This window comes from Acinetobacter sp. YH12211 (assembly GCF_013418015.1).
GTDB classification, from domain to species: Bacteria; Pseudomonadota; Gammaproteobacteria; order Pseudomonadales; family Moraxellaceae; genus Acinetobacter; species Acinetobacter towneri.
The window spans coordinates 1-16,126 of record NZ_VPCW01000037.1 but is presented as its reverse complement, the minus strand read 5'-3'; the positions used below and the strand labels follow the sequence as shown (position 1 = coordinate 16,126).

The following is a 16,126-nucleotide window of genomic DNA, read 5'->3' as shown; positions in this document are numbered from 1 at the left end:
AGAGGGAATTATACAAAACCTGTTTTATGGTCAAGATCATATTTTGCAGGGTCTTGTGGTGGTGCGCCTTTGGAAATAATCAAACAATATATTCAGAATCAACAAGGTTGAAATTTGTGAAATTCACTGTATTCGTGTGGGCTTGATCTGCATCCAGATTTTCTAGCATTCATAAAAAAGCACCACATCAAAATGAAGTGGTGCTTTTTTCAAACCTGAACAGATACATCTGAAATTCAGCTGAATATCTATTTAATATTTGCTGATCAATTCATCCAATACCGCTTGATAGTGAATCGCAATATCTTCAGCTAGAATTTTATAGACATTGTCGAATTGCACCATCGGCCAGCCCTCTTTCCAGAAAGGAAAAATGTTGTGCAAATCATGCGTCACCACAGCATCTTCACGCACAATCGCTTGTGCAACCTGAGCCAATACTTGTGCAGTTTCTGTGCCATCAATGGCTAAATAATCAATGCCACGTGCTTTTAAAATACGTACACGGTCTTTTTTATAACGGATTTTTTTCATTTGCGCTTCGTTTAACTGCAAAGCCAAACTTACTGCTTCTACAAATTTGCTTTCGAATGACTGATTAAGTGCCACCAACGCTGCTTTATGCGCTTCCTGACGACCTGCTTTCCCACCATTACGGATAATTTCTTTTGCCTCTGTGTCTAGCTCATCACTTTTCATAGACTGCAAAATGTCGAGTATTTCGATATCACTTAATGATTCAGGAGATTGGTCAATCATGTACTGCCCTTGGACAAAAATAGCAAAACGCTATTTTCGCACAATTTAGCTAAAAGCTCGACACATTCCGAAGCAATTGTTCACACAAGGCAGTGCTGCACCTATTACAGTGCAGCAGTTTAAAATTGATCTTTCAGCTTTGATCATCCTTGTTTATTTTAAATTTCTTATTGTTCCCTTAGTTTTTCTCCTGAATTTTACCGTCTATTTAAAACCCGTTATTTCAAATGAATAATCCAATAAATAACAGGTTTAACTTTTCAACTCACTTGTACTTTTTAGTAAAAAATAATTAACAGGTTGCTCTTTACACTTAATACAAGTTTTCGCGTTTATCATGATCGAGGCGGTCAATATAGCGTTCTAAATGTAGCATCGCATGATACATTTTATTTAAGTTCCGAACATTGATTTGCTGACGAACAATATTTTTGTGTAACCGTTTTAATGCACGTAGACTGTGTTTTGGCGTATATGCAGATAAAATTTTCATAAGCCTGCTCTCTCTATCAAATTATTTTACATGAACCGTTTTGTTATCTTGAGAATGAATTCAATGAATATAAAGATAAGCTCTATTATTGACAGGGTGTGTCCTACACCTCCTTAATATTTGACTATTTGGAAAATTTTATTGTGTTGAATTGTAGTTTAAAGAAATATTTATGTAATTATGATTAAAATAATTACTAAAACTGATTCAAAAAAATCTTTTTAAAAATCCTCTATAAAGTACACATAAAAAACTGACACTCGGTCAGTTTTTTTATGTACGTTGATTTTAAATTTGAGTCTTTAAATCACTTCGACCACTACTTTGCCCACATGCTCGCCTGTATCCATTTCGGCATGCGCTTGCTGAATTTGATCAAACTGAAAGGTTTTATAAATCATAGGCAGACATTCACCTTTGGCTAACAATGGCCAAACTATCTCTTGCAAACCTTTGGTAATTTCAGCTTTTTCTGCAGTATTGCGGGCGCGCATGGTCGAACCCGTAATGGTAAGACGCTTCATCATAATTTGACCAAGTTTTACTTCTTTGGCTTTTGCACCACCTAAGAATGCGATATACACCAAGCGACCATCACGACGTAATAAGTTTAAATTACGTTCCAAATACGGCGCACCAACAATATCTAAAATGACATCGACCCCAGCATTGTCTGTCGCTTCGTTAATCACTTGTTCAAAATCTTGTGTCTTGTAATTAATTGCTGTGGTGAGATGTGAAATTGCTTGTACTTTTTCATCTGAACCTACGGTTGCAAAGGTTTTTAAACCTAAGGCATTGCACAGCATTAAAGCAGTTGTACCAATACCACTGGTTCCACCATGAATCAGCGCCGTTTCACCTGCTTTGGCTTTACCCATTTGGAATACATTGGCCCACACAGTAAAAAATGTTTCAGGTATCGCAGCGGCTTGTACAAAACTGACACCTGTTGGAATTGTCAAAGTCTGGCTTTCAGGCACAACACAATATTCTGCATAACCACCACCATTGGTTAAGCCACACACTGCATCACCAACTTTAAATTGGCTAACATCTGCACCCACAGCAACTACTTCACCTGCTACTTCTAAACCTGGCACTGGCGTCACGCCTTTAGGCATAGGATACAGACCCTGACGCTGTAAAATATCAGGACGATTCAAACCAAAAGCATGTACTTTGACCAAAACCTCATTGGCTTGTGGCTCAGGTATTGCAACCGTTTCATAGGCTAATTTTTCTGGGCCACCTGGTTCTGTAATAATAATCTGCTGCATTGTGTTTTGTGTCATGGCAAGTCCCTGATTGTTTGATGCTGATATGAATTCTGACTATTTGAACATAAAACAGCAAAGCATTAAAACCCAGATTAACTTAGGTATAATTCTCATGCCGTGGTGTTTCATGCGTGATTAAATTTTTATTTATGATTAAAGAGTATGTGATGTCAGAAATTGTGGAATACAACGAAAATAATTACCGTGAGTTTGAATATGAAACAGGCGTTGCGGTGATTCGTTTTTATGCGACGTGGTGTACGCCTTGTGTTCAAAATGCACCATTTTTTGAGCAGCTTGCCCAACTTTTTGATGCTTCGGTAAAGTTTGGCAAAGTGAATGTCGATCAATCTCCAATTTTAACTTTGCGCTATCAAGTCTTTGGTTTACCGACCACCCTAATTTTTAAAGATGGGCAAATTGTTGAACGACTATTGAGCAATGTTTCTATCGCACAACTCCAACAAAAAATTCAAAGTTATCTTTAACTCATGTAGAGTCGCTACAACATATTAAGTCTGAATGAGCACCTGATCTCGTCCTGCATGTTTGGCTCGATACAAATGTGCATCTGCGGCTTTCATAAAATCATCCACGTGCGTATATGCTTGTGCGCGGGTCATCCACGCTACACCAATACTTAAAGTCACATATTGTTTATAGTCTTCTCGTGCCACATGCTCAAAAGCTGCATCACGCACAGCCTGCAAGACCTTTTGCATGAGTGGTGCAATCGCAGGTTGCGGAATATCGTGCAGTAAAATGGCAAATTCTTCACCCCCATAACGTGCCACAAACGCATTTTTAGGCAAAGTATCTTGTAAAACTTTAACTAGGTTTTGCAGAATTTGATCGCCTTTTAAGTGCCCATAATGATCATTGTATTTTTTAAAATAATCGACATCGAGCATCGCAAAGACCAAAATATGTCGCTTATTTTGCAAGGTTTCAAAATACAAACGCTGAATTTCTTCATTTAATGCACGGCGATTATATGCCCCTGTTAATGCATCGGTTTTAATCTGTATTTCCAGTTTTTCATTCAAAAGACTGAGTTGTTCAGTGCGTTCCTGCACTTTTAAATCTAACGAGCTGTTTAAATGAATCAGTTTTTGGTTCAAGCGTTCAATGCGTAAGTTATGGTAGGCATAATTTCGTGCCTGCTGAAACATGATGAGCAATGCATAAACACTAGTCGAAATAAAAGATAAATGAATGGAATTGACCAAATTCAGCATTAATAAAAAATCATGAATAAATGTGCCACACAGAATAATTACTGCCCAAAAATTGATTCTAGAATAATGCTCTCCTGAATGCAGGGTTTGATAAAATCCATAAGCAAAATTTGCCAAAATCAAAACAAAGAAAAATGAACTATAAAATGCCAATTGCTGAAAAATAGTGGGTTCTGCCCACAGCGTCACCCCAATATTAAAGCTTAATAACAACATTGCCGCGCTATATACCCAACGATGCAAATAGCGAGAACTGAGCAAAAACATATAACTCAGGAAAAATAAAATCGCAAGAAAACTAAATAAATATTCGAGCCTTATTCCCCAAGACCAACTTAAATTCAGGAAAGTGGTGTAAGCATAGGGCGGAGAAAATAAATTATGTAATGCTAGAAAAACAATAAACAAGCCAAAAATAAACATAAGCTTGGTCTTGCCGCCATTTGCAAGACTAAATGCCGAAAACATCAAGGTAAACAAACCAATACCAAGTACTGCCCCACAAATCATGGCAATACTCATCATCAAACGCTGATACTGTTGATTGATGGTGCGACTTAAACCAATTTTCATTGGATTTTTTAAACCACCTTGCAAGCTCTGAAAGCTAGACGCTTGAATGGTCAGGGTAAAATATTCACTTTCAGGAACAAAATATGCAATTCGTGGGGCATTTTCGGTTTGGTGACTACTCGCATCTGCACCGACTGTGCCAACACGCACCAGTGGATCGCCATTTAAAAATACCCGATAGGCGCCATATTGGTTGGGAATCCAAATCGCAATACGTCTGCCTAGAAATTCTTTTGGAATTTGAAAGTGCCCAATAAAAGTGCCGTAAGTATTGGCATTGCCCATTAAATCTTCAAATGAAGCAGGCAATTCAACGGTATTCGATGCCAGTACCGCACTGGGTTCTTGAATCAATTGTTGCGGATAAAACAACCATCGCCCAGTCAAAATACTCGATTGATCTTCAGTAAATTGAACAGAATTGAGCAGTTGTTGATGTAGATAGTAAGATTCAGGTGCAGACTCATACTGCGCCAACACACGCGGTGGTGTGAGTACACTGCACAGTAAAATTAAGAAGAGTAATGCACACTTGTGCCACATCCGAGTGAAATTCAAAAATGCAAAAATCCTATTGTGCTTGTTTTTTAATCTAATCGTTCTTGCACTAAATTTGAAGTAAAAAATTAAGTCATTTATGCTAGACCTTACTGGCATCGGATGAATGACTTAAATTCTAGCGGTTTGGCTAAGTTGAAAGGTGTTTATTGATCGCGTGTTTTCACATCATACAATTCAATTTCAAAAATCAAATTAGAATTAGCAGGAATGATATTGCCCATTTTGCGCTCACCATAAGCCAAATGCGCAGGTACGATCAGTTTGCGTTTACCACCCACTTTCATCCCCATGATGCCTTGATCCCAGCCTTTAATGACACGACCTGTACCAATCACGGTTTCAAAATAGTTACCACGGTCTAAGGATGAATCAAACTTGGTGCCATCTTCCAACCAGCCTGTGTAATGCGTAGTAATTAAAGCGCCTTTAACCGCTTCTTTCCCCTCACCCACCACCAAATCAATAATTTCTAATTCTGCACTCATGTTCATCTCCAAATATTTACACTTCGATGTTTAAGATAATTTCCAGCTCGTGCAAGTGTTATTGCAACTGTGTCCACTCAATCTGAGCCTGTGCCTGATCGCCAATCAATGTCCATTCGCCATCCATTACATTCAACTGCAATTGCATGGTACGTTCGCATAACGCTTGAACGGCTTCGGTACTCGCTGGCGATAGTTGCCACACTTCAACATTATTTAAAGTTTTGATTTTACTGTTACGTTTGTACCATTCATCTACCGATGAACCATAAGCAATAATCGCAACTTGCTTACAACGCGAACTGGCTTTTTTGACTTTGTCTTCATCTGGGCAACCGACTTCAATCCACTTAATTAACTGCCCTGTTAAGTCTTTTTCCCACAAAGCAGGCTCATCGGTTTCAAATAAATCTTTGGTAAATTCCAAAGCTTCATCTGCATAACGTGCGAATGCCAAAATACGCACCATCAATCGCTCAATAGTTTCAGAAGGATGCAATGCCATGGTGAGCTGATAGTCACCGTATTGATGCACATCCATATTGGCAATGTTCAAATCTGCCTTATAAATTGTCGCTTTCAGCGCCATTGTCTATTCCTAAAACTATGTTTAAATTTGCCACTAAGCATAATGGATTTTCTGTGATTTTGCTGTATCGTTTGCCCGATAACGTATAGATTTCAGTCTAGAACCGCAGCAGCATCGACCCGATACGCCAATAGTTCAGCCTCAAATTTTTCCCAATCACGCTCGCTTTGATAAATAATTTCCAACCGATTGTCTATGCCTTCATCGGTAGATTGATAATTAAATTGCTGCGGATTGAAGTTGAAACTTTTCCAACCCTGATTGGTATAAAAAATTCCTTTAATACGCAGCCAATCTTGCTGTTCACAGAGTAAATCTAATAAGGGATAAAAGTCGAATTGCCAACGTTTAGGCAATTTCCAACCTGCGACTGCATATCCTTGTGCAGTTTCGACATAGTGATATGGCAATTGTTTGATTTCTGCAGACTCTTGCAGATTTGTAGAGCTGACCTTCTGTTGCAATTTTAGCAACGGCTGAATTTTACGCTGTGTACCGACATACGGTATATCCATTTCGGTCAAAGCCAGATGACCCTGTTCTGCTTTCAACCATTTTTGCGCGTAGGCTTGATATTCCTGTTGTAGTTGTATGAGGGCTTGCTCATCTGCCGCCTGCATTTGGTCTGCATGTGACACCACAATAATTTGTGCAGCTTTGAGCTGATCGGCATACAGGTTTTGCTGCGTCCACGCCTGATCATGCAAACGCGAACCATCTACTACCGTCACCAAGGCGCGCATCGATAAATGCGTATGCCAATGTGGTTCGGTCAGTTGTTCCAAGAGTTGCGCAGGATGCCCCAAACCTGTCGGCTCGATGAATAAACGGTCAGGCTTCGCTTCGGACAATAAACGCGACAAAGCAATTTGCATAGGCAATTGGCTGCTACAACATAAGCAACCGCCCAATAATTCTTTGACTTGATAACCCTGTTGCTGAGGTAAGAGTTGTTGATCGACCCCGATTTGTCCAAATTCATTCATCAGCACCGCCCAAACTTCATGTTCTGGTTTTTGGCTGAGTAACTGTTTCAATAAGGTGGTTTTTCCTGCACCGAGAAAACCAGAAATAATATGCGTCGGGACTGCTTTTTGTGGTGCAATTAATTTCAAAATAAGCTCACTTTATTGAATTTCAAACAACTCAAGCATGCTAAGCAAGTTTAGCGATTAGTTCAATCTGAATCTAAACACACTGAAATTTATTCATTTCAGCACATCTATCACCATCATGATTTGAAAAATTCGCTTACATTTAACGTGATGATCTGCAACTTATTTGGGGAAATACACGAGTTTTAGCCGCTTGATGTTATGTTTTATTGCCAACCACGCAATTTTATTGCGGAAAACACAGCCATTTTGATTGGATTTGACTGCATATTTAAAACAAAAATTACCAAACTACGACCTATTCATCATCATTGTGCGGTTCAAGTAACCGTCATTGTTTTGCTTTGTTGCAAGCATTGATCCCATAGCTTTGGCTCTTTAGCATGAGTTCCTGTTCAGCCCGTTCAAATCAGGTGATGACTGACTTGAACACTTTAGCCGCAATAAGTTTTTTTACTTAATGCTTGTGCTGAGCACTCCCTACTACTCATGAAAAACTTTAAATAAGGATGCCAAACCATGAAATTGACACAAATTTTACTCGCTTCAACTTTTGCTTTTGCCACTGCAACTACTTTTGCTGCAAAGGCTGAATCGACAGCAACAGAACAGGAAAAAGTGGTTGTTTCAACGCAGGAAACTATGGCTGAACCAGCTTCAGAACAAGCTGCTGCACAACCTGCATCTGAAGCAAGCACTGAAACCCCTGCTGCATCGACGCAACAGCCTTAAAACTTAGATACATTTAAAAATGTAAATCGAATACAAAAACTGAGTTTTCCGCCACTCTCTCGGTTTACTCAGTTTTTGTTTATCTGCATAACTAATCAATATTGCCTTGGACAAAATTAAAAAATAGGCACAAAAAAACCTGTCTACAATTGCAAACAGGTTTTCAGCTAAATTTGATGAAAACTTAGTTTTGTTCAGTTTTCTTATAAATGCTGCAAGATGGATGATGATTTTCTTGCAAACGTGCAACTTTACGTTGCTCTGCTGCTTCAAAACGGCAACGCTTCCAGTCATTGTCTAATTTCAACGCAGGGATTTGTTTTGGTTTACCATTTTCATCGACTGCAACCATAGTGAAGTAACAGCTGTTGGTATGGCGCACTGTACGCTTTTGAATATTTTGTGCTTCTACACGAATCCCAATTTCCATTGAAGTACGACCCACATGGTTCACACTAGCAAGGAAAGTCACCAATTCACCCACATGAATCGGCTCTTTAAAGTTCACTTTATCAACCGAAAGGGTCACCACATAACTACCAGAATAGCGGCTCGCACATGCATACGCCACTTGGTCTAATAGTTTTAAAATTGTTCCACCATGTACATTCCCTGAGAAATTTGCCATGTCGGGTGTCATTAACACGGTCATGGTTAATTCTGACTGGTCATCTAACACTGGGGCAATTTGATCTAATGGTGACATCGCGTTCTCTAGACTCTTTTAAAGACAGTAAGATATGAGCCTATTATTATATCGCGTTTATAAAAGTTTGAATGTTCATTTCGGCAACAACTGCATCATTATTATTTATATTGTTTATGATAACATTTATTTAAAAATTATAAGACTAAAGACTAAGACTCCCAAGCTGTTATTTTTTAATCCATTTCTGATTTTTTAGAATATTTGTTCAAATTGAATATTACGTGAATCCCCCTGATTCAAGTGTTCAAAAAACAATCTAAAATCTTTTATTCAATGGATTATTCAAGCAAATTTCGGCGAATTTACACGAAAAAAAGTTCAATTTCCCCGTAAATTTTCAAACTTCGCTGCGACATTTAAACCAAGCGCAGCATTTCCTGCGACACATTGCTATAAGTCAAAGTTTGTTCGGTACTCAGTGCAGCTTCAATCACATAAGAACCATCTGGATTAATCATCGTCACTGTAAAAATAACTTGCTCCATAGTGGCAAGTTTCACCTGCTGTCCAATTTCAAAGCCGTGCATGAAGTATCCCCTCGATTTTTTATAAAGTTTTAAAGTCCTGAAGCACAAAAGTTAGGCTGTCTTGGAAGCATGTTCAATTGGTAAACTGCTTAAAAAACGAATTCAGTAAATGCTACATAGAATAAATGGAAACGGTGCGAAAGAACACGCTAAAAAATTGATTTTAAGTCTAAATACCTCATCTCAGTATTTAGATATCTTTAGGGTATCTTTATTTTTAAACTATAATATCAAATACTTACAAAGAATAAATCTAAGCAATCTAACATTAAAGTTATTTTTATCAAGCACCTAATTAGACTTAAGTTAAATCTGTTGATTTCATTGAATTGACCTAAATGAAGGATCTGGACAGCTATTTAAACTGTCCATAAAGCCCAAAAGTATTACTCACTTTATAGTCTACAATTCTATGCCCATGCGCATAATGATGCTGTTGATAGACCTGATCAATTTTATTTAATTGCGCTGCAGTTGCTTCTGCGCCTGCCAACATGGTCGCTTCGCGCCCTTTCACATCAAAAATATGGGCTTTTTCACGTAAATCGGGTTGAATGACCACATCTGCCAGTTTCAATTCTTCATTGGCCAAATGCTTTTGCATAATATTAATATTTTGGTTAAACAATCCCCACACATTACTGGTTTCAGTATGAATAGGCTGCGCCAAAATATTCACGGCAATCACAATATCTGCCCCTAAATCGCGTGCAACCTTGACAGGTACAGGGCTCACTAAACCACCATCGACATATTCATGTTCTGCAATTTTAGTAGGTACAAACATACTTGGGATAGACACTGACGCACGCACCGCTTGACCCGTATTGCCATAATTAAATACAACTTTTTTGCCTTCTTTTAATTCAGTCGCCACCACGTACATCGGGATTTTAAATTGCTCCAAACGGAGTTGATCGACTTGTGCATTGACATAATTTTCAACTTTTTTACCATCAAAAAAGCCTTTTAAATCTAAAGTCACATCCCGCACATCATTGGCTTTCATATTCATGGCAATTTCACGTAATTGCTGTGCATTTTTACCACTGGCATAAATTGAACCGACAATGCTGCCTGCGCTGCTGCCCACAATAAAATCAGGATGAATACCGTACTGCTCAAGTACTTCAATTACTCCAATATGTGCATAACCACGTGCGCCACCACTGCCCAAAACCAATGCAACAATTGGACGTTTTTTTTGTTGTTTTAACTGACGAAAATCAATTTGATTCAGGCGTGACTCTGCTTCAACCACGGGCTGCGACTCAAGTAAAGTTTGAGTCGAAAATTGCTGCTGTGATGGCACTGCCTGACATCCCACCATCAATAATGCTGTAAGAGATACATACCCAATTTTCATAATGACCTTCTTGAATCCATAGGTTTCAGTCGATATTTCACCGCCAATCGTGACAAGGTTGATCAGCTAACTTGATACAGCAACCATCTTAACCATGCCACTGATGCTATTTGTTTCGCCTTGCATGACCGCCCATAGTCTATCTATTATTTTAACCGATCCTTGTAGTAATTCGTTAAACTGTCACGTCTAGCCACTACAGTGGCGCACAAGTCGAATCTGTCTAAAATTATATGCCAACACCTTCTTATTCCTTATTATTCTGGATTTTTCTGCAATTAGGCTGTCTGTCTTTTGGTGGGCCTGCAGCGCATTTGGTGTTTTTCCATCAGCGTTTTGTGCAACAACTCAAATGGCTAGATGAATCCCAGTATTCACAAATTGTCGCACTTGCACAACTCTTACCTGGCCCAACTAGTAGTCAGGTGGGGTTAGCGATTGGTTATTTGCAAAAAGGCTATTGGGGTGCAGTCCTAGCTTGGTTGGGTTTCACCCTACCTTCAGCGTTGTTTATGGCTTTGGTTGCAGTTTTGGGACATCAATATTTAGATGTACTGTCGTCAAATAGCTTTCACAGTATTCAACTGATCGTATTGGCCGTGGTAGCTTGGGCATTTTGGCAAATGTTGCGCAGTTTTTGTAAAACGGTTTGGCAATATGCCTTAATGTTTGCTTCTGCCCTATTTATTTATCTGGTGCCATTGAGCTTCAATCAAGTTTTGGTGATTCTGATTGCCGCTTGTTTTGGCATTTGGATGGCGAAACGCGCAGCACCGACTGCTGCACCAGCATCCACCAATACAACGGCGACAGATACTCATTTTACTGCGGCACATTTACTCAAACATCGTCGTTATGCTGTATTTTGGGCAGTACTTTTTGTTACACCCTTTATTGTGCTGTCAGGTCTAAACTGGCTGCAACCTCAATTACTCTATGCAGCCAATTTAAGTTTCTATCAAGCCGCATCTTTGGTCTTTGGCGGTGGGCATGTCATTTTGCCTTTATTGCATCAAGATTTTGTTAGCACAGGCTTAGTCAGTGCAGAACAGTTCGATTTGGGTTATGCCATGGCGCAATTGGTACCTGGTCCACTGTTCAGCTTTGCAACATATTTGGGCAGTTTGATTCCAATGACAGAATCTATGCTGCTGAATGCGACTTTAGCCACGTTGGCGATTTTTCTGCCGTCTTTCTTTTTGGTATTTACCACCTTGCCTTATTGGTCTTGGTTGATGCAGCAAGCCTATATTCGTCATGCGGTTACAGGGATTAATGCAGCGGTAGTCGGTTTGCTGCTGTATATGGTGCTCGAAATGGCACAGCGTCATATTTTGAGTATTGCTGATCTGCTGTTTATTGTTTTGGTGATTGGATTATTAAAATCCAAACTACCTGTTTGGCTCAGTCTAATTAATAGTTTCCTGGTCTATACAGCATTCTTGCATTTCATGGCTTAAATGAAAAATGCTACAGATCAAATAAAAATGCCAGTTCAATTGAACTGGCATTTTTTGTGGATGACTGAATCAAGCCTGAATGCTTTGGAGCTTAGCCACCAAAGAATTTTAGAATAGATTGAATCACCGCAACGTTAATTAAATCGACAAAGAATGCACCACACAGCGGCACAATCAAGAACGCTTTATAAGATGGACCATACATATTGGTAATGGCCTGCATATTGGCGACTGCTGTTGGCGTCGCCCCCATCCCAAAACCACAGTGTCCTGCTGCCAGCACGGCTGCATCGTAGTTTTTCCCCATAAGACGGAAGGTCACAAAAGCTGCATATAACGCCATTGTGAGTGCTTGCGCACCTAAAATCACCATCAACGGACCTGCCAAATCGGCCAATTGCCATAGTTTGAGTGACAACAACGCCATCGCCAAATATAACGATAAAGATGCATTCCCAAACACATCAATCGCACGGTCAAAAATATTAACTTTAAAAATACTTTCTAAGACATTACGCAGAACCACACCGCCCGCCAATGCCCAAACGAAAGTTGGTAATTCAAACATCGTGCCTTTGGCAGCGCCTGTCATAAATTCGGCAAATGCCAAACATCCAGCAAATAAACCCAAAGTAGTAATTGCATTATCTGCTGTAATTAAACGAACCTGATGCGGATATTCAAATGGAATAAACTCATTGGAATCTTGATCCGCAGGCGTATTATCGCGTTTTTCAATTTGTTCGTCGGTACGTGGTACAGCCAATTGATGACGGTTGATTAAAGTTTTAGCCAGTGGACCACCAATTAAACCACCAATAATTAAACCAAAGGTCGCACTTGCCATGCCCAGTGCCAAAGCACCTTGAATACCATATTGGGTTTCTAAAATTTCACCCCACGCACCTGCTGTACCATGACCGCCAGTTAAAGTAATCGATCCTGCAATTAAACCAATTAGTGGATCAATACCTAACAATGTTGCAAGACTAATGCCGACAATGTTTTGCAACACAATAAATGTGGAAATTGCAATCAAGAAAATAATTAAACCGATTCCGCCCTGACGCAATTTTGTGAAGTTCGCGCTTAAACCAATCGAGGCGAAGAAAATAAGCATAAAGCTAGTTTGCAATGCGCTACTGGTGGTAATGCTATAACCCCAAAATTGATTCACCAACAATGAAACAATAGCGGCAACCAAACCACCTGCAACAGGTTCAGGAATATTATAGCGTTTTAAAAAATCAATTTTATTGACTAAAAGTCGCCCTAAGAGCAGGACGATGACCGCAGCAATCAGCGTATAAAACGCATTAAAAGTAAATTCCATGGCAATATCCATATAGTGATTGCAGATTATTTTTAATATGATGAAGAGCTGTCTATGCAAACCAAAGCATTTGCATCACTATGACTCTAAATCAACTAAAAAATGCCGCAATACAAAGTATGTAAACAGTATCGTATTTGACCGAAGTTTAAGATGTACGCATTTCGCTCAGCCAACCCATCCTTTGGTTTCACTCAAGCGTTATCATCTGCGTTTGCCTAGAACAGAAGAAAAGAAAGACAAAAGACAGTATTTTCACTTTCGGGGTGACTTCGAGTGCAAACAACTGAATCGGCTTAACACTGAGAGGTAATCTCATATAAGCTCCAAAATATCTGAGGTGGATAAATACCTTCCGTTAAAGATAATCAACCACTTGACAAAAAACAGCAAGATTAAAGGTCGATCATTATGCATTTTTTTTGACAAAAAGCTGCTATTTTCTGCGGTTTTTTCTAAAAATTTTAATGATTGTGTTCAGCTATAAGAGAAAGTTACAACATTCCTTTAAACTGGATAAAATTTAAGTTATTGAGTGAATAACATAAATTTTCAACATAAAAAAACAGAGCTTAAAATTAAGCTCTGTTTTGGATTTAGCTCAAAAGTAGCGACTTAGAAGCTATAACGCGCCATAAAGCCTACGCGATCATCACTGAATTTTTGACCTTTGAATGTTTCACGCTCACCGTTGATATACTCAATACCTAAATCGACTGGTTTTACAGGTGAATAGATAAAGTTAATCCACGCTTGTTGTACTTTCTCGTTAGCATCAGCATTAGTTGCTGCAGTTACTGCAACTGCTGCTGCACGCGCATAGTCTGTACTATCATCGGCAAATAAAGCACCGTAGGCTAAAGTTGAACGTAATTTAGGTGAGAAATTATAGGTTGCACCCACTTGTACAGCAACTGCTTCGTTTTGTTCAATACTATTACCTACAACTGAATATGCTGAATTACTGCCATAAAGATGGTTGCTGTTGCCTTTCATATATGCAACATCAGCAGATACTTTAAGCGGCTCTACAACTTGGTAATTCGCACCTACAGCTGCACCCCAACCTGTTTTGTCATCATTTGCTGCATCTGATTTATAGTGTTCAACCAATGCACGCGCAGAAGCTAAACCTTTACCATCAGCAAAACCTTGAGTCACTTTTGCTGTTAAAACAGGTAAACGATAGCTCAAATCGCCAGTTTCGGTCGCCTTACTATTACCTTCTTCAGCAGAAACATATAACTGAGTTGCTGGCGCTAATTTTTGGCTATAACGTACTTGTGGCACACGTGCAGAACCACCTGATCCACCAATGTTCGTACTAAAGTCAATCATTTCTGGTGCATGTACTGAAGCAAAACTTGAAGTCGTTTGACCAAATAACCAGTCATTAAAAGTTAGATAAGCATGACGGATACGTAAGTTTTCTGACTTAGAATTGTCCGAACTTGCAAAATCAACTTCAACTTTACCGCCCACTTTGTTATCACCAACAGGTGTATTAAAGTCTAACCCTAAACGCGTTACTTTTGCAGTTGCTACAAGTTTATCTTTGGTAGATTTCGTTGTTGCATTACCCACAGCATGAGTACTGTTAAAGTCACTGTCTGCACCATCAATAATATAGTTTGCATCACCACGTACAAAACCATAAATAGAAACATCTGCGCCTGATTTAGACTTTAAGCTGCTTAATGCACTTGCAGGTGCAGCAGGCTTCGCCTGTTGTACTTGGGCAATTTGAGTTTGCTGCTGTTGTTGTACTTGCTGTTGTTGCTGAATTAATGATTTTAACGCTTCAACTTCTTGACGAAGTTCTTGAATTTGTTGTTGCTCAGTTTTTGCTGCGTGTGCAGTACCTACCATTAATGTTGTAACGGCAATAGCTAAACCTTTGATCATAAATTGACCGTTGAGTAATTGACTCATTTATTCCTCCAAAATAAAACAACGCTGCATCCGTGCATGATGATTTTGTTCGTCATCTATCGATTTCACATCGAATTATAAAAATGGCTGAAAAATCAAAACACTTTTGCCAAATAGTCCAAGACACCCAAATATTTAAAATATTACAATTTGTGTCATTTATTACAGGCTTCAATCTATCAAGTTATGACGTTTATTAAAATCAGTTTTCCCGAATAAGAAATCACAATTAATCATAATTACAGATTTAAACAATTAAACTATATAAAATTCAATACTTTAAATAGGTTGATTATTCAAGTATTTACACCACCATTAGACTATTGTATATATTTCGGTTCTACCTAAAAGCCAGATTTTTACGAAAAAATCACCATTTGAAAAAGTATTGACCCCAACTCAATCTGATTGAGGTTGCAAAATATGAAAAACGGCAAACATCCCAAACCCAATAAATAGCAGCATTAACACAGCCATATTCAGCAAAGCACTGCCTGTTAAAAAGTTGAGTAACACTCCACCAATCAAGCCACAAAAGAATTGCACACTGCCCATGACCGCACTGGCTGTTCCTGCACGTGCGCCTTGTTTTGCCATAGCTAGTGCCATGGCATTCGGGCCTGTAAAACCAATCCCAGACACGGCAAGAAATAAACCGACCATCACCAATGCCAAAGGTGCATACCCCAAACTACCTGCAAGCAGTAGAATGACCGCACCACTCAGTTGAATCATGCTGCCCAATTTTAAGCGTTGTAACACACCCAATTTGCCACTGATTTTTTTATTCAGGGTCGAAAACAGCATAATACCAATCGCATTGGCACCAAACACATAAGCAAAAGCTGCTCTGTACACGACAAAAATAGATAACTCATTGAAATAATGTCACAATAATTGTTTTCTAACGACGAATACTATGACACATCTCAATGAGTTATATCTTATCTTAAACAAATCTCTAAAATGGAACA

16 protein-coding genes and 1 pseudogene are annotated in these 16,126 nt (G+C 39.0%); 4 read left to right on the top strand and 13 right to left on the bottom strand.

Annotated elements, in window-relative coordinates:
* Positions 1-111: transposase (locus tag FTU98_RS12600; protein WP_179991448.1), on the top strand; the 111-nt coding region annotated here is incomplete at its 5' end.
* A 141-nt stretch (positions 112-252) separates the two neighbouring features.
* Here FTU98_RS12600 and FTU98_RS12595 read toward each other — a convergent pair.
* The 3 genes from FTU98_RS12595 to FTU98_RS12585 all read right to left on the bottom strand — a co-directional run bounded on the left by FTU98_RS12595 (position 253) and on the right by FTU98_RS12585 (position 2,547).
* A complete protein-coding gene (locus FTU98_RS12595) occupies positions 253-759 on the bottom strand; it encodes a hypothetical protein (protein WP_004977287.1) in 507 nt (168 codons plus the stop codon).
* Positions 760-1,072: 313 nt separating this feature from the next.
* Positions 1,073-1,252, bottom strand: a complete 180-nt coding sequence (locus FTU98_RS12590) for a hypothetical protein (protein ID WP_096901477.1) — start codon at positions 1,250-1,252, stop codon at positions 1,073-1,075.
* 302 nt (positions 1,253-1,554) lie between these two features.
* On the bottom strand, positions 1,555-2,547 hold the full coding sequence (locus FTU98_RS12585) for an NAD(P)H-quinone oxidoreductase (protein ID WP_104852325.1): 993 nt from the start codon (positions 2,545-2,547) through the stop codon (positions 1,555-1,557).
* 152 nt (positions 2,548-2,699) lie between these two features.
* Between FTU98_RS12585 and FTU98_RS12580 the strand changes: the two genes are divergently transcribed.
* A complete protein-coding gene (locus tag FTU98_RS12580; protein ID WP_154320472.1) occupies positions 2,700-3,020 on the top strand; it encodes a co-chaperone YbbN in 321 nt (106 codons plus the stop codon).
* Between the two features lie 24 nt (positions 3,021-3,044).
* Here FTU98_RS12580 and FTU98_RS12575 read toward each other — a convergent pair whose 3' ends face one another.
* The 4 genes from FTU98_RS12575 to FTU98_RS12560 all read right to left on the bottom strand — a co-directional run bounded on the left by FTU98_RS12575 (position 3,045) and on the right by FTU98_RS12560 (position 7,093).
* Positions 3,045-4,886, bottom strand: coding sequence for a diguanylate cyclase domain-containing protein (locus tag FTU98_RS12575; protein ID WP_373683509.1), 1,842 nt, complete (start codon positions 4,884-4,886; stop codon positions 3,045-3,047).
* Between the two features lie 161 nt (positions 4,887-5,047).
* Positions 5,048-5,389, bottom strand: a complete 342-nt coding sequence (locus tag FTU98_RS12570; RefSeq protein WP_004977304.1) for an FKBP-type peptidyl-prolyl cis-trans isomerase — start codon at positions 5,387-5,389, stop codon at positions 5,048-5,050.
* A 58-nt stretch (positions 5,390-5,447) separates the two neighbouring features.
* Positions 5,448-5,978: a YaeQ family protein gene (locus FTU98_RS12565; RefSeq protein ID WP_004977306.1), complete on the bottom strand. Its 531-nt coding sequence runs from the start codon at positions 5,976-5,978 to the stop codon at positions 5,448-5,450.
* A 92-nt stretch (positions 5,979-6,070) separates the two neighbouring features.
* Positions 6,071-7,093, bottom strand: a complete 1,023-nt coding sequence (locus FTU98_RS12560) for a GTP-binding protein (RefSeq protein WP_096901474.1) — start codon at positions 7,091-7,093, stop codon at positions 6,071-6,073.
* A gap of 519 nt (positions 7,094-7,612) precedes the next feature.
* Here FTU98_RS12560 and FTU98_RS12555 point away from each other — a divergent pair.
* Positions 7,613-7,825, top strand: coding sequence for a hypothetical protein (locus FTU98_RS12555; protein WP_180051491.1), 213 nt, complete (start codon positions 7,613-7,615; stop codon positions 7,823-7,825).
* Positions 7,826-8,009: 184 nt separating this feature from the next.
* On the opposite strand, the gene FTU98_RS12550 is transcribed toward FTU98_RS12555, so the two are convergent.
* The 3 genes from FTU98_RS12550 to FTU98_RS12540 all read right to left on the bottom strand — a co-directional run bounded on the left by FTU98_RS12550 (position 8,010) and on the right by FTU98_RS12540 (position 10,391).
* Positions 8,010-8,531 (bottom strand): acyl-CoA thioesterase, encoded by a 522-nt coding sequence (locus FTU98_RS12550; protein ID WP_004977311.1) that lies wholly within the window; start codon positions 8,529-8,531, stop codon positions 8,010-8,012.
* A 359-nt stretch (positions 8,532-8,890) separates the two neighbouring features.
* Positions 8,891-9,061, bottom strand: coding sequence for a hypothetical protein (locus FTU98_RS12545; protein WP_004977313.1), 171 nt, complete (start codon positions 9,059-9,061; stop codon positions 8,891-8,893).
* A 355-nt stretch (positions 9,062-9,416) separates the two neighbouring features.
* Positions 9,417-10,391 carry a patatin-like phospholipase family protein gene (locus FTU98_RS12540; RefSeq protein ID WP_179989456.1) on the bottom strand — a complete coding sequence of 325 codons (975 nt, stop codon included), beginning with the start codon at positions 10,389-10,391 and terminating at the stop codon, positions 9,417-9,419.
* A gap of 269 nt (positions 10,392-10,660) precedes the next feature.
* On the opposite strand from FTU98_RS12540, the gene chrA reads away from it, so the two are divergent.
* A complete protein-coding gene (chrA, locus tag FTU98_RS12535; protein WP_180051490.1) occupies positions 10,661-11,887 on the top strand; it encodes a chromate efflux transporter in 1,227 nt (408 codons plus the stop codon).
* A 91-nt stretch (positions 11,888-11,978) separates the two neighbouring features.
* Here chrA and gltS read toward each other — a convergent pair whose 3' ends face one another.
* From gltS to FTU98_RS12520, 3 genes and pseudogenes are all read right to left on the bottom strand, one after another.
* Entirely contained in the window at positions 11,979-13,220 is a 1,242-nt protein-coding gene (gene gltS / locus FTU98_RS12530) for a sodium/glutamate symporter (protein WP_131261496.1), read from the bottom strand.
* Between the two features lie 615 nt (positions 13,221-13,835).
* The gene (locus tag FTU98_RS12525; RefSeq protein ID WP_180051489.1) at positions 13,836-15,152 is read right to left on the bottom strand and encodes a DcaP family trimeric outer membrane transporter; all 1,317 of its coding nucleotides are present in this window, start codon (positions 15,150-15,152) and stop codon (positions 13,836-13,838) included.
* Between the two features lie 399 nt (positions 15,153-15,551).
* Positions 15,552-15,995, bottom strand: a pseudogene (locus FTU98_RS12520) (Bcr/CflA family drug resistance efflux transporter); the annotation flags it as partial.
* Positions 15,996-16,126 lie beyond the last annotated feature (131 nt).